At 53.0% G+C, this 12,972-nt stretch carries 13 protein-coding genes; 8 read left to right on the top strand and 5 right to left on the bottom strand.

The genetic code is table 11. From position 1 onward, the window contains the following. The first annotated feature begins 86 nt into the window (after window positions 1-86). The 3 genes from KGP16_RS13105 to KGP16_RS13095 all read left to right on the top strand — a co-directional run bounded on the left by KGP16_RS13105 (window position 87) and on the right by KGP16_RS13095 (window position 3,054). Window positions 87-842: an alpha/beta fold hydrolase gene (locus KGP16_RS13105; protein WP_223499519.1), complete on the top strand. Its 756-nt coding sequence runs from the start codon at window positions 87-89 to the stop codon at window positions 840-842. A gap of 141 nt (window positions 843-983) precedes the next feature. Continuing rightward, window positions 984-2,132, top strand: coding sequence for an SFDC family class C beta-lactamase (blaSFDC, locus tag KGP16_RS13100; protein ID WP_223501466.1), 1,149 nt, complete (start codon window positions 984-986; stop codon window positions 2,130-2,132). A 448-nt stretch (window positions 2,133-2,580) separates the two neighbouring features. Then, entirely contained in the window at window positions 2,581-3,054 is a 474-nt protein-coding gene (locus KGP16_RS13095) for a DUF2846 domain-containing protein (protein WP_223499517.1), read from the top strand. A 131-nt stretch (window positions 3,055-3,185) separates the two neighbouring features. On the opposite strand, the gene KGP16_RS13090 is transcribed toward KGP16_RS13095, so the two are convergent. Then, the gene (locus KGP16_RS13090; RefSeq protein ID WP_371822712.1) at window positions 3,186-4,508 is read right to left on the bottom strand and encodes a glycoside hydrolase family 10 protein; all 1,323 of its coding nucleotides are present in this window, start codon (window positions 4,506-4,508) and stop codon (window positions 3,186-3,188) included. A gap of 236 nt (window positions 4,509-4,744) precedes the next feature. Here KGP16_RS13090 and KGP16_RS27680 point away from each other — a divergent pair, with 236 nt between their 5' ends. Then, window positions 4,745-4,834: a hypothetical protein gene (locus KGP16_RS27680; protein ID WP_253249445.1), complete on the top strand. Its 90-nt coding sequence runs from the start codon at window positions 4,745-4,747 to the stop codon at window positions 4,832-4,834. 10 nt (window positions 4,835-4,844) lie between these two features. Continuing rightward, the gene (locus KGP16_RS13080; protein WP_039995080.1) at window positions 4,845-5,195 is read left to right on the top strand and encodes a hypothetical protein; all 351 of its coding nucleotides are present in this window, start codon (window positions 4,845-4,847) and stop codon (window positions 5,193-5,195) included. A 132-nt stretch (window positions 5,196-5,327) separates the two neighbouring features. On the opposite strand, the gene KGP16_RS13075 is transcribed toward KGP16_RS13080, so the two are convergent. Genes KGP16_RS13075 through KGP16_RS13060 form a run of 4 tightly spaced genes read right to left on the bottom strand, consistent with a single transcriptional unit; the run spans window position 5,328 to window position 8,984 of the window. After that, the gene (locus KGP16_RS13075) at window positions 5,328-6,677 is read right to left on the bottom strand and encodes an FAD/NAD(P)-binding oxidoreductase (RefSeq protein ID WP_223501464.1); all 1,350 of its coding nucleotides are present in this window, start codon (window positions 6,675-6,677) and stop codon (window positions 5,328-5,330) included. Continuing rightward, window positions 6,674-6,922, bottom strand: coding sequence for a (2Fe-2S)-binding protein (locus KGP16_RS13070; protein WP_059200811.1), 249 nt, complete (start codon window positions 6,920-6,922; stop codon window positions 6,674-6,676). The genes KGP16_RS13075 and KGP16_RS13070 overlap by 4 nt, the downstream gene beginning before the upstream one ends. Then, a complete protein-coding gene (locus KGP16_RS13065; protein ID WP_223501462.1) occupies window positions 6,919-8,034 on the bottom strand; it encodes an FAD-binding oxidoreductase in 1,116 nt (371 codons plus the stop codon). Before KGP16_RS13065 ends, KGP16_RS13070 begins: the two co-directional genes overlap by 4 nt. Then, entirely contained in the window at window positions 8,034-8,984 is a 951-nt protein-coding gene (locus KGP16_RS13060) for a 4-hydroxyproline epimerase (RefSeq protein ID WP_021806387.1), read from the bottom strand. The genes KGP16_RS13065 and KGP16_RS13060 overlap by 1 nt, the downstream gene beginning before the upstream one ends. 341 nt (window positions 8,985-9,325) lie before the next feature. Here KGP16_RS13060 and KGP16_RS13055 point away from each other — a divergent pair, with 341 nt between their 5' ends. The 3 genes from KGP16_RS13055 (at window position 9,326) to KGP16_RS13045 (ending at window position 12,968) form a co-directional block, all read left to right on the top strand. Continuing rightward, window positions 9,326-10,171, top strand: a complete 846-nt coding sequence (locus KGP16_RS13055; RefSeq protein WP_223501460.1) for an AraC family transcriptional regulator — start codon at window positions 9,326-9,328, stop codon at window positions 10,169-10,171. Between the two features lie 196 nt (window positions 10,172-10,367). Further along, the gene (locus KGP16_RS13050) at window positions 10,368-11,288 is read left to right on the top strand and encodes a dihydrodipicolinate synthase family protein (RefSeq protein WP_021806385.1); all 921 of its coding nucleotides are present in this window, start codon (window positions 10,368-10,370) and stop codon (window positions 11,286-11,288) included. A 60-nt stretch (window positions 11,289-11,348) separates the two neighbouring features. Next, complete coding sequence (locus tag KGP16_RS13045; RefSeq protein WP_223501458.1) at window positions 11,349-12,968, top strand: aldehyde dehydrogenase (NADP(+)); 1,620 nt, start codon at window positions 11,349-11,351, stop codon at window positions 12,966-12,968. Window positions 12,969-12,972: the final 4 nt, after the last annotated feature.

The raw sequence follows: 12,972 nt of genomic DNA, 5'->3' as shown, positions 1-12,972 counted from the left end.
CAATTGCTAATACCTTAAAATGGTTGGGTTTTGTGATACGTTGGCACTCATTGAGGCAGCCCCGGAAATTAACAGAGGAATACTACATGCAGAGTTTATTTTCGTTAACCGCTGGCGCCTGTGTGCGTTGGCACGATTTGCCAGGCCAGGGTATCCCGATTGTGTTTGTTCATGGGCTTGGGTGCGCGTCTTCCTATGAGTATCCACGCATTGTGGCAGATCCGGCATTTGCGGGACGACGCGCGATTCTGATTGACCTTCCTGGATATGGCTTTAGCGATAAACCTCGTGATTTTGATTACAGCATTGCTCATCAGGCAGACGTTGTGATCGAAGTGATTACTGCATTGAATCTGTCACATTGCCATCTCTATGGTCACAGCATGGGGGGCAGTATCGCGATTGAAGTAGCAGAACGATTGGGTAAACGGATAGGTAAACTGGTGGTTTCGGAACCTAACTTTTATGCCGGTGGCGGCGTATACAGTCGCCTACTGGTGGAGAGACCGGAAGCTGAATTTATCTCGCATGTGTACGACGAAATGCTGGCAGACCACACATCCCCCTGGAAAGGTTCGGCCCAAAATGCGGCCCCCTGGGCAATGTGGCGGGGAGCCAAAAGCCTGATTGATGGAGCTTCACCGCCATGGATGGAGACTTTCCTCAATCTGTCCTGTTCACGCTCACTGATTTTTGGCGAACAATCCTTACCGGACCGTGACTTTGAGTATGTCAGCCATCAGGGTATATCTGTAGCAACAGTGCCACAAGCAGGGCACTCTATGTCCTGGGAGAATCCGTCGGCATTTGCCGTGGTGTTACACAAGGCATTTAACGATTGATTTAACACCATCGGTTATCATCCAAGCCAATAGAAAAACTTTTAACAGATGCTAAATTTTACCGTTTGCCGCCGATCATCAAGTTCTACAAACTAAGCGCGTCTGATAGAACCTTTAGCCCTCAATGATGGAAAAATAGCAATGTTGAAGAAATCCCTATCCTGTGTGCTGTTACTCGCCACCTCAGGTTCATTGTTTGCAGCACCGCAAACGGAAAAACAGATAGCCGACATTGTTAATCGCACCGTTGCGCCATTGATGCAAGAGCAGGGCATTCCCGGCATGGCCGTGGCGGTGATTTATCAGGGGCAGCCTTACTACTTCACCTGGGGATTGGCAGACGTTGCGGGCAAAAAGCCAGTCACGCAGCAGACCTTATTCGAGCTGGGTTCGGTCAGTAAAACGTTCACAGGAGTGCTGGGCGGTGATGCCATTGCTCGCGGTGAAATCAACCTAAGCGATCCGGCGAGCAAGTACTGGCCAGCACTGTCTGGCAAGCAATGGCAGGGGATCACCTTGCTGCACCTGGCAACCTATACCGCCGGTGGCTTACCGCTGCAGATACCGGAAAATGTTACCGATGAAGCATCGCTGCAGAATTATTATCAAACCTGGCAACCGCAGTGGGCTCCGGGCACCAAGCGCCTATACTCGAACGCCAGTATTGGCCTGTTTGGCGCACTGATGGTCAAACCGTCAGGCATGAGTTTTGAACAGGCGATGACCCAACGCGTGTTCCAACCGTTGAAGCTATCGCAAACCTGGATAAACGTGCCGCAGCAGGAAGATAAGCACTACGCCTGGGGCTATCGCGATGGGAAAGCGGTTCGCGTTTCTCCGGGCATGTTTGATGCCGAAGCCTACGGCGTTAAGTCGTCGATAGAGGATATGGCAAGCTGGGTTCAGGCTAACATGGCGCCTGCTAAAGTGAAGGATGCCTCGCTGCAGAAGGGGATTACGCTTGCCCAGTCGCGCTACTGGCATGCCGGTGATATGTATCAAGGTCTGGGTTGGGAAATGCTGAACTGGCCGGTTAAAGAGAAAACCGTGGTCGAGGGTAGCGATAATAAAAACGCACTGGCAGCGCTGAGCGTCACAAAAATCACTCCGCCAGCGCCACTATCAAGCGCCTCTTGGGTACATAAAACTGGCTCAACCGGTGGATTTGGCAGCTATGTAGCCTTCATTCCTCAACAGGATCTCGGCATCGTGATGCTGGCTAACAAAAATTATCCTAATCCTGTGCGGGTTGAGGCGGCTTATCGCATTCTTGAGGCGTTGCGGAAGTAATTGAATTAGAAGGGCGCAGCATGTGCAGCGGCCCTACATTTTTAGCCCAGCAGTCTCAGGGGGCATATTGTCCCCTGATCTAACCCAAGTCCAAGTTATTTTCCATCACAAAAACCAGATCAATCGCCTTAATCAAACTGGCAGCCTAGCTAGCTCTGTTCTATACGAAGGGTGATTATGGTTACTTAAAAAGCATTCGCTCACGTAAACCTTGAGCTTTATCATAAGTTTACTGCATACCTGATTGATTATCTTGACCTATCATTAATTTGTGGCAACATTCAGACACACCTTATCTAGGACAAACTTCAGCAAAAATTGGTTTTGATCTTGATTAATCACTAAGGGTAATCAATGACCGTAACTATTCTTATTGAAAGTTTATGCCAGTTGGGGATAGGTTGAATATCATAAAGTATATTATTATTTTTCAAAGGGATGTATTTTCATGAATATAAAAAGTTTATTTTTATCAGCATCTATTTTGGGTGCCTTACTTCTAAGTGGTTGTGCTAGTGTCCCACTTGCAACAGAGCAAGAGTCCGTACAAGCTAAAAGCTTCACAACTCCGGATGAAAATAAAGCTGGTTTGTATATTTATAGGGATAGTTTTGTTGGCAAAGCGCTAAAAAAAGATATCTATGTTGATGGTAAATGCATCGGTGAAACAGCAGATAAAACGTTTTTCTACACACAGGTAACTGGTGGGGAAAAGCACAAGATTTCAACGGAGTCAGAGTTTTCTCCAAATGACCTGTCCATCTTCACTGAGTCTGGAAAGAATTACTTCGTAAGGCAATATATAAAGATGGGTGCTTTTGTTGGTGGTGCTGGCCTCAGTCAGTCGACAGAAGAGGAAGGGAAAAGAGTGATCTCAAAGCCAGGAGTTAAGCTTGCCAAAGAAGGACGTTGCGACAACTGATACGACTCGGTAAAAGTAGCAAGGTGCCGTTGCCTTTAAAAGGTGGCACCTTAATCTCTCTGCTTGGGTATGCAAGTAGGGTGAATGTGGGTGATCTAACGCACAATCAATGACAAAACCCACCAAGTTCCTCAACTACCCCAGCGACTTTTCAGGTAATTGACTGCCTGCTGGGTCTGTGGCTGATTGAGATAGTTCTCTCTGAACAGGATCGTGCCTTTAATTTGCGATACGGACTCGTTCAAATCCAGCTGCTTTTGTAACTCCTGCACGCCACCGTTGACCATCCAATCTGGCTCGTTCTTTGACGGGATCCCAACTTTATACAGTGCAACGCCGATATAAAGACGCGTATTGGTGGAGGCCACCACATTCGCCCACCATTTGGCGAGCACATCATAACGGGCCGCATCACGCGCGAAGGGCCAATACAGCTGTGGGGCAATGTAATCCAGTAAACCAAGCTGTACCCAACTGCGGGTGTCGGCATAAGATTCATCATAGGCTGCAGCCCCTCGCGTATTGGAACCTGCCGCATCGTGTGAGTGGTTACGCCATACGCCAGAAGGGCTGACACCAAATTCAACGTCGGGCTTCAACTTCTTGATAGTCCGAGAAACTTGCCCAACCAATTGCTTAGTATTGTCTCGCCGCCAGTCCGCTTTGGATCCAAAATGTTGCCCATACTTTTTGAAGGTCTGGCTGTCGTTGAGCACGGATCCAGGGGACTCCGCATAGAAATAATCATCAAATTGCACGCCGTCAATATCATAGTTGGCAACCACCTCCGCCACGATGCTGGTGATCCAGTCCCGCACCTCCGGAATACCTGGATCGAGCACAAATCGGTCGCCTGCAATGCGGATCCAGTCGGGGTGTAGCACATAGACGCTGGCTGGCTGCTGCGACAATGTGCGGTTCAGTTTATCAATGGTTACTGGCTTGGTGTTGACGGATACCCGGTAGGGGTTAAACCAGGCATGGACTTTCATGCCACGCTTGTGTGCCTCATCCAGCATAAACTGCAGCGGATCATAGCCTGGGTTGTCGCCAATATTCCCCGTCAGCACATCTGACCATGGCAAAATTTTTGATGCCCAGAGCGCAGTGCCATCAGGTTTAACCTGAAAAAAAACGGTGTTGATACCCAGCGTCTGCAGTTTATCCAGCTTGCCTTTCAATGCTTCTTGCTGTTGGCGAATGCGGATTGCAGGGCTGTCGACATTGACGGATGTCACTGGCGGCCAGTCTAAGCGGGAAACGGTTGCCAGCCAGATGCCGCGCACGGGGTCCTGGCTTTGCTGTGATTTACCCGGTAGTGGCTGTTTTGCCACCGAAGGCAACGGAGTGACTAAGGATTTCGCAGGTTCGGAGGTGCAACTGGCCAGTGAAAGCACACCGGCAAGAAGTACGATTAGCTGTTTAACTTTGGTAAAGCTATGAGAACAGGCGATGATTCGCTCCGGCTTCTATTGATTACTCATTGGGATAGCCCCAACACAATCTTATCATTCTCTTATTATTCGAATTTTAGTCAATACCGGTAGGGCAGATTGATTGGACGCCAGCTGATTGTGGTGACCTGCTGCATCGTTTCCTCTCAAGGAGTTGGATTGGAGTATGGCCGTTAATCTGCCGTTTAAATCCGTTACACTATGATGTCTTCTATCCCAAGGATTTCACCGTTGTAGTGACTAACTTGTCCGATAAAGATCTCGATCTCAGTAAGTTATGTTTACAAGCGTCCTCTGCTAACAAATTACTCCTTCAATTTAACTAAAGAATCTTTTATGAACAAACGCCTATTTGCTGTTTTTCCCGCCATTATTCTTTCAGGCTGTGCTGCCACATGGGAACCGTTAGGTACGCCAACAATGACCCTGCAAGAGGCGAATAACCTTTGCGAAACTGAGTCATTAGCTCAGTACCCGGTTAAAAATGAGGTCGCTACCAGAAGCGTTGAAAAGCAGGTTTCATTGAAATGCAATAAAGATGACGATGGTTGTAATAGTAGTGGTTATAAATATGAAAATAAATTAGGCGTTGAAAGCTACCCCTTGGACGTGAATATAAATAGCCGGAAAGCCGCATTTACTGCCTGCATGGCAAAAAAAGGTTGGAAAAACACCAGCTGGCTATAAATAACAGGCCGCGTTTCTGAAGTCTGCATTTTTGATGCAAAGAGCTGTGCTCCAGGCTGATACAACGCCCGGAGCACAAAATGGGATTTTGCGGGTAACGAAATCTTTGGTGGGGACCGAAAATGCCACAATTTATTTAGTAAACTCCTCTTCTGTATCAACTCTATCGCAGATCACCTTTACACCAGAAAACGACACTGTACCAGCTCCCTCTCCCTGTGGGAGAGGGTTGGGGTGAGGGGCCAGTAAAGCCAGTGTCTCAAGCCGTGCCGGGGTCAAAGGCACTCTTGGTTGCGGTAGGGGCCAGTCAAACAGATGTCGGGCCGCCGTGGCGCAAATTTTCCCCTGGCAAGCCCCCATACCGCAGCGGCTATGCAGTTTGGTCGCTGCCCAACCCGTTTTGGCATCAATCTCCCCCAGCGCTACATCCTCACAGCGGCACAGGAAGGTGTCGGCTGCGCCGAGGGTTTTCAGCGTTGGGTTTAGTACAAAGGTTTGGCTGACTGCGGCGGCAAAGTGCTGCCATACATTCCGTTTTGCCAGTAGTGCCTGAGCACGTACGCTATTACCGCTGGCGGCATACCCGGCAATCGCGCCTTCCGCCAAAGCCAGTTCACTTCCCCCCACACCGGTACATTCACCCGCAGCATACAGGTTGGCCACGCTGGTTTGTTGCAATGCATCAACGGCAATGGCCGCATTCTCTATTCTGCACCCCAATAGCATGGCTAATTCGATATTCGCCACCAGCCCGAATCCACAGGCAAGTCGATCGCAGGCGATCGTACGAACCTGCTCCCCTTGTTGGACGCGAACTGCGGTCAGCCGCTGCTCGCCTAGCGCTTCCACTACGTAGCTATTGGGACGATAGCGGCGGTTAATCAAGCGGAATGACTGCCGTACTTTCACTGGCCAATGCCACAACCCGCTGGCGAATCTCGCCAGGCGTTTCATCGGGGCTTGTTCGGCCAGCAGTATGACCTTACCGCCCGCTTTGGTGACGCTATCGGCAACCGCGAGTAGCAACGGTCCGCTGCCAGCAATGACGATCCGTTCGCCTTGCAGCGATAAGCCATTTTTGAGCTGCGCCTGTAAGCCGCCAGCCCCTGTTACGCCCGGTAGCGTCCAGCCAGGGAAGGGCAATAACAGCTCGCGCGCACCGCAGCATAAGATTAAGCGCTGATAGTTGATCGTCCCGCAACCCTGGGCATTTTCATACAGCAGTTGCTGTGGTCCGCTTTGCGCCACGACTTTTGTCGCACTGAGCAGGGTGACGTTATCCAACGCCTCAACGGCTTGCCGATAGCGTAGGGCGATCGCGGGTAAGGTGACCGCTGGCCCATCACGCCAGATTTGCCCACCAGGCCGAGGGTTATCATCAAGCATGACTATGCGTTGCCGGCTTTCGCCTACGGCCAGCGCTGCTGCCAATCCGGCAGGGCCAGCACCAATAATCAACACTTCGCATTGCAGGTTGTTCATTTCTCTCCGTTCCTTTCGATACTCATCTCGGGTTGGCACAAGGTTTGGCAGGCCAACTGCTGTACGCCATTGATGATCACTCGGCATTCCTGGCACACGCCCATGCCACAAAAGGGCGCGCGTGGCTGCTGGCTGACGGAGATCCGGCAATGATCTTGTCCGCTTAAGCTGAGTGCGGCGGCCACGGTGATACCTTCCTGTACCTGATAAGGTTGCCCGGCAATGGTTAAGGCGATCAGTTTCATTGGTGGACCTCGTTTGTAGTGAACATTCGCGCGGCTCGATAAGGAGAGTCATCAATTGCTGTGCGCTGCTGTTGGATTTGTGCGACGATCAAGGCGGCGCTGCCCATTGCCGTGGTGACGCCCAGCCCTTCATGGCCCAGAGCCAACCACAGCCATGGATAAGCCGGGTGGGGTCCTAACAGGGGTAAACCATCCGCCGATGCTGCCCGAACCCCCGCCCAGCAGCGGATGATGCTCATGGTTGCCAATGCGGGCAGGAACTCTGCGGCACGCTTGAGCATGGTGGCGAGCAACGGCATGTCGATTGCCGGATCGAGCGAATCAAACTGGCGTGAGGAACCGATCAGCAGTTGGCCGGTTGGGCGAGCCTGAACGTTAAAGGCCACCGAGGTCCCATCAGAGGCATGCGCACTAGCCCCATAACCCAACTCAACCAATTGGTGCCTAACCCGTTGCGGGTATCGATCGGTGATCGCCAGTTGGCCTTTTTTCGCTCTGAGCAGCGGGGCTGGCAACAGCTTGTCGGCGTGTAATCCGCAGGCTAACGCTATCACCGGTGCGCTCAGTCGCTCCCCGTTGGCCAGTATCACCGCCTGTTGTTCCAACGCGACCACTTCACCGTAAACCCGCCGTACTGCATCCCCCGCATCTTCAACCAACCAGCGCGCAGCATTAGGGGCATAAATAATGCCATCCCCCGGCACGCGCAATCCTCCGGCCAAGCCGCTACGCAACATAGGTTCAAGCTGTGCGACTTGTTGTGAGTCCATGAGTTCACTGTTGACCCCAAGTGCTGCCATCCGCTGCTGCTTCACTTCGGCAATCGCCATTTCTTGCGGTTTTTCCGCCAACCACAGCGTACCGCAGCCGCGCCAGGCACAGTTATCCGGCATACGGTCCAGCACGCTGCGCCACAAATGTAGGGAGTAGGCACTCAGCGCCAGCTCTGCGGGGTTGTCATCCATGCAAACCAAATGGCCCATGCCCGCAGCGGTGGCGCCAGGGCGGCGATCGTCAATCAGTAACACTCGTAACCCTTGTTGTGCTAACTGCCACGCGCAGGCAGCACCGATAATGCCTGCGCCAATGACTATCACATCGGCGGTTGCCATTAACGTATCCCCCAGGCGAAAGCGTCACGCTCATCCAGCAACAGTTGGCTATCGGCGCAGATAAAAGCCTCCCCGCGAATAAACGGCGTCACGCGGTTGCCTTCACCAGGCTGGTAATATCCGCTGAATTCACTGCCGATCACGCTGGCCTGCCGCCATACTTCACCTGGCTGTAATTTACCGTCTGCCGCCAGGCAGGCGAGTTTGGCGCTGGTCCCGGTGCCGCACGGCGAGCGATCGTAGGCCTTGCCTGGGCACAACACGAAATTGCGGCTATCGGCACGTTGATCGGCGGCAAAAAGCTCAATATGATCGATGATCCCTCCGTCTTCACCGTAGATCCCCGCGTTTTCGAGCGCCTGCCGTACCGCCCAGCTAAAGGCCGTTAGCGCTTCCAGATTGTGGGTGTCGATCGCCAAATGATGATCGCTGATGAGAAAGAACCAGTTGCCCCCCCAGGCGATATCGCCGGCTACCTCGCCATAGCCGTCAACGGTCACGGCTACCTGCTGGCGGTAACGATAGGCGGGGACATTCTCAATGGTTACGCTGCCATCGGCGTGTAGCGTGGCGTTCACCGTCCCAACAGGGGTTTCGATCAGATGTTCGCCAGCGCTAATGCGCCCCAGGTAAGCCAGGGAAGTGATTAATCCAATCGTGCCGTGGCCGCACATGCCCAGATATCCGGCATTATTGAAAAATATCACCCCGGCCGCGGCTTGCGGTGAGCAGGGCGAGCACAGTAACGCTCCCACCAAGACATCGTTGCCCCGGGGTTCCAGAATGATGGCGCTGCGCCAGTCATCATAGCGTTGTGCGAAAAGCGCCTTTCGCTCGGCCATGCTGCCACTGCCCAGGTCGGGAAAACCGTCGATAATCAGCCGGGTGGGTTCACCGCCGGTATGGGAATCGATCGCTCGTAAGGTGATGAAGGGGGATGCAGGTATCATCGGAGCCTCTCAAGGTTAATTAATTGTTACTAACCACCTAAGACTGACCGAAAGCTACCCTTGCGGCTTGACCTGTTTCGGCAAAGGCCATGCCGAAATCAGCACAGTGCTAAATTGCCTGAGCGAACCCATCATTCAGAGGGTAATAAAAAGTATCTATTTATCAGAATATTAATTATTTTTCAGCGCCAAAATTTGATTAGATAGCCTGAAACCTGCCAAAAGTTTGCGGTGATCCGCATATTGGAAACAACGCGCTTGATAAGTTACAGAAAAGTTAATACTGATCCAGGTGAGTTAAAAATAGCCAATTATGACCACTTGCTGAAAAGGGTATTGCTATGCGATTAACCTCAAGCTTTCAGGCTCCTCCGCTCACTCCTTGCATTGTTGAGCAGCAACCACAAGAGTGCTTTGCTGTCGAACACCTCACCCAGTTCTGTGATGGGTTGGTGCAACAGCGTCCCCATTCGTTACATAGCGTATTGAACTCGCTGGCATTGATTGCGCCGCTGCTTAATGCCATTCCCAATGTGGTGTTTTTTATCAAGGATGCGCAGGCCCGCTATCTGTTGGCCAATCTCACCTTGGCCAAACGCTGTGGTTTTAAAACGGTGACGCCGCTATTGGGCAAAACCTCGGCAGACGTTTTCCCAACCCAGTTGGGTTCAGGCTATACCGAGCAAGATCTGCGGGTGTTACACCAAGGGGTACAGATCCAGGATCAGCTTGAAATGCACCTATACAGCGGCCGTGAAACGGGCTGGTGCCTGACGCAAAAGCTGGCGCTGTATGACCAGCAGGGCAAGATTATCGGCATGGCCGGGATCTCACATGATTTGCAGGAAGCAAAGGCTAACCACCCGGCCTATCAGCGATTGGCGGCGTTGGATGTTTATATCCGTCAGCACTACGGCAGGCCGATCGCGATGGAAGAGTTGAGGGCGCTGACTGGCCTTTCCGTGGCGCAAATCGAGCGCTACTGTAAACGTATTTTCCACCTGACGCCGCGCCAGATGATCCACAAAGTCCGGCTAGAGAAAGCCACAGAACTCCTGGCCAGTGATATGCCAATTACCGATATCGCATTGCAATGCGGTTATACCGATCACAGCGCTTTCAGCCGCCAGTTCAAGGCCATGACCGGTGCTAGCCCCCGCGATTTTCGGGCCACATTAGTTCCCTAATTAGCTGAAATTATGAATTTTATGATGCAACTGCGTCACAGGCTTCGCTGCGCGCAATTCCCCCTCATTATGCCAATTTCGTCCTCGCATTCGGTGAAAACCGTCAAGCCGCTGCCGAGAATACCGGTCAATCTGTTATTGAATTTCACCATAAATTAACCGGCAGTTAACATTTCAAGCAAAAGGGACCCATACGATGAGCAATAAAGCGATTAACTGGAGTGGGGTATTTCCGGCAGTCAGTACGCAATTTCGCAGCGATTTTTCTCTGGATCTTGATGCTACCCATGCGGTGATCAAAAACCTGGTCAAAGACGGTGTCTCTGGCCTGGTCGTCTGCGGCACCGTGGGTGAAAACACCTCGCTGACGATGCAGGAGAAACTGGCGGTGATCGAGGTGGCGAAAGACGCCGCACAAGGCAAAATACCGGTGATCGCCGGGATTGCCGAATTCACCACCGCCTTTGCACAGAATATGGCGCGCGAAGCGGAAAAAGCCGGTATCGACGGCGTGATGGTGATGCCTGCGCTGGTTTATTCATCCAAACCGCACGAAACTGCAGCACACTTCCGCAGCGTGGCCACCGCCACCGATCTGCCGATCATGGTCTACAACAACCCGCCGATTTATAAAAACGATGTCACACCTGACATTCTCACTACGTTAGTCGACTGCGACAACATCGTCTGTTTCAAAGACTCTTCTGGCGATACCCGCCGCTTTATCGATTTACGCAATGCGGTTGGCGATCGTTTCGTGTTGTTCGCCGGGTTGGACGACGTGGTCCTGGAAAGCCTCGCCGTAGGAGCAGAAGGGTGGATATCCGGCATGTCCAACGCATTCCCACGCGAAGGGGAAACCTTGTTCCGGCTGGCGAAGCAAAAGCGTTTCGAAGAAGCACTGGCCCTGTATAGCTGGTTTATGCCGTTGCTGCATCTGGATGCCCGTCCAGACCTGGTGCAGTGCATCAAGCTCTGTGAAGAACTGGTCGGCCGTGGCAGCGCGGTGACCCGCCCACCGCGTTTGGCACTGCAGGGAGAAACGCTGCAAGAGGTGACGACGGTTATCAACACAGCTCTGGCCAACCGTCCGACTCTGCCAGATGTCGGCCTGTGATCTCTCAAGGAGGCCCGGTATTCAGCCGGGCTATAACAGGCAATCGAACAGGGGAAACCAATGCCAACTCACAACACATACGCCCTTAGCGGCAAACAGTTTATTGGCGGGCAGCGGATAGCTAGCGGTCACGCCGAACTCATCAGCCTGCGGGCCGATAATAACCAGCCAATAGGCTATCGCTTCCATCAGGCCAGCATTGCAGAGGTTGATGCCGCAGCGCAGGCCGCTGCCCGAGCCTTTAGCGCCTATAGCCAAACCAGCGCCGAGCAGCGAGCGGATTTTCTCGCCGCCATAGCCGATGAATTGGACGCGTTAGGGGAGGAGTTTTTTGCCTTTGCCACACAAGAGACCGCGCTGCCTATCCCTCGTCTGATTGGTGAGCGCGCTAGAACCAGCGGGCAGATGCGACTGTTTGCCGAACTGCTACGCAGCGGCCGCGTGCACGGGGCGAGAATTGATTGCGCATTACCAGAGCGTACACCGCTGCCAAGGCCTGATTTACGCCAGTATCGCGTCGCCATCGGTCCTGTGGCGGTGTTTGGTGCCAGTAATTTCCCGCTGGCGTTCTCTACCGCCGGGGGTGATACCGCTGCCGCGCTGGCCGCCGGTTGCCCGGTGGTGTTCAAGGCACATAGTGGCCATATGATCACGGCGGAATTGACCGCGCAGGCTATTGAACGTGCGGTGCAAAAACAGCAGATGCCTGCCGGTGTCTTCAATATGGTGTTCGGCAGCAGCATCGGTGCCGATTTGGTGCAACATCCTGCGATCCAGGCGGTAGGGTTCACCGGCTCGTTGCAAGGTGGCCGGGCATTATTTGATTTGGCGATGCAACGTCCACACCCCATCCCGGTGTTTGCCGAAATGTCGAGCATCAACCCGGTGGTGGTCTTGCCACAGGCATTGGCTCAGCGTGGTGAAAAAATTGCGCAAGAGTTGGTTGCCTCTTTCACGCTCGGTTGCGGCCAATTCTGCACCAAGCCGGGGCTGATTATCGGCCAGCGCAGCCCTGCCTTCAGCCAGTTGATCGCCGATTTACAAACTCAGGTTAATGCCTGCCCGCCACAAACCATGCTGAATGCCGGTACGCGGGATCATTATCTGGGTGGCTTGCAGAGATGGGATCAACATCCTCAGCTACGGCATCTGGCCGGAAGCAGGGCAGAACACCCCCATCTGGCGGTAGCCCATCTCTATCAGGCAGACAGTGGCTTGTTACTTAACGCCGATCCGCTGTTGCAGGAGGAGGTCTTTGGCCCCGTGGCGATCGTGGTTGAAGTCGCGGACCGGGCGCAACTGCTTGCCGCACTGGAAAACCTGCAAGGGCAACTCACCGCCACGCTACTGGCTGAACAGGAAGATCTTGGTGAGGCGAGTGAATTGGCGCAATTACTGATCCACAAAGCGGGGCGTGTCCTGTTTAACGGTTATCCGACCGGCGTGGAAGTCTGCGAAGCCATGGTGCACGGCGGCCCGTATCCGGCGACCAGCGATCCCCGTGGCACATCGGTTGGTACGCTGGCTATCGAGCGGTTTTTGCGCCCGGTCTGCCTGCAAAACTACCCGGCAGCGTTATTGCCCCCCGCGCTGCAAGACAGCAATCCTCTGAACCTGTTGCGCCTGGTCAACGGTGAATACACCCGCGCAGCCCTCCATTCACCTGCGGCAATGAAATAATTCG

It is taken from the genome of Serratia sp. JSRIV006, from assembly GCF_019968685.1.
GTDB lineage: Bacteria > Pseudomonadota > Gammaproteobacteria > Enterobacterales > Enterobacteriaceae > Chania > Chania fonticola_B.
Note: the sequence above shows the minus strand (reverse complement) of the source record. Positions and strands in the feature narration are given on the sequence as shown.

What these genes read in the sequence shown, in the direction of transcription:
- KGP16_RS13095 (WP_223499517.1), top strand. Translation starts at nt 2,581, where the DNA reads ATGAATATAAAAAGTTTATTTTTATCAGCATCTATTTTGGGTGCCTTA.
- KGP16_RS13050 (WP_021806385.1), top strand. Translation starts at nt 10,368, where the DNA reads ATGAGCAATAAAGCGATTAACTGGAGTGGGGTATTTCCGGCAGTCAGT.
- KGP16_RS13065 (WP_223501462.1), bottom strand. Translation starts at nt 8,034, where the DNA reads ATGGCAACCGCCGATGTGATAGTCATTGGCGCAGGCATTATCGGTGCT.
- KGP16_RS13055 (WP_223501460.1), top strand. Translation starts at nt 9,326, where the DNA reads ATGCGATTAACCTCAAGCTTTCAGGCTCCTCCGCTCACTCCTTGCATT.
- KGP16_RS13075 (WP_223501464.1), bottom strand. Translation starts at nt 6,677, where the DNA reads ATGAACAACCTGCAATGCGAAGTGTTGATTATTGGTGCTGGCCCTGCC.
- KGP16_RS13045 (WP_223501458.1), top strand. Translation starts at nt 11,349, where the DNA reads ATGCCAACTCACAACACATACGCCCTTAGCGGCAAACAGTTTATTGGC.
- KGP16_RS13060 (WP_021806387.1), bottom strand. Translation starts at nt 8,984, where the DNA reads ATGATACCTGCATCCCCCTTCATCACCTTACGAGCGATCGATTCCCAT.
- KGP16_RS13070 (WP_059200811.1), bottom strand. Translation starts at nt 6,922, where the DNA reads ATGAAACTGATCGCCTTAACCATTGCCGGGCAACCTTATCAGGTACAG.
- KGP16_RS13105 (WP_223499519.1), top strand. Translation starts at nt 87, where the DNA reads ATGCAGAGTTTATTTTCGTTAACCGCTGGCGCCTGTGTGCGTTGGCAC.
- KGP16_RS13080 (WP_039995080.1), top strand. Translation starts at nt 4,845, where the DNA reads ATGAACAAACGCCTATTTGCTGTTTTTCCCGCCATTATTCTTTCAGGC.
- blaSFDC (WP_223501466.1), top strand. Translation starts at nt 984, where the DNA reads ATGTTGAAGAAATCCCTATCCTGTGTGCTGTTACTCGCCACCTCAGGT.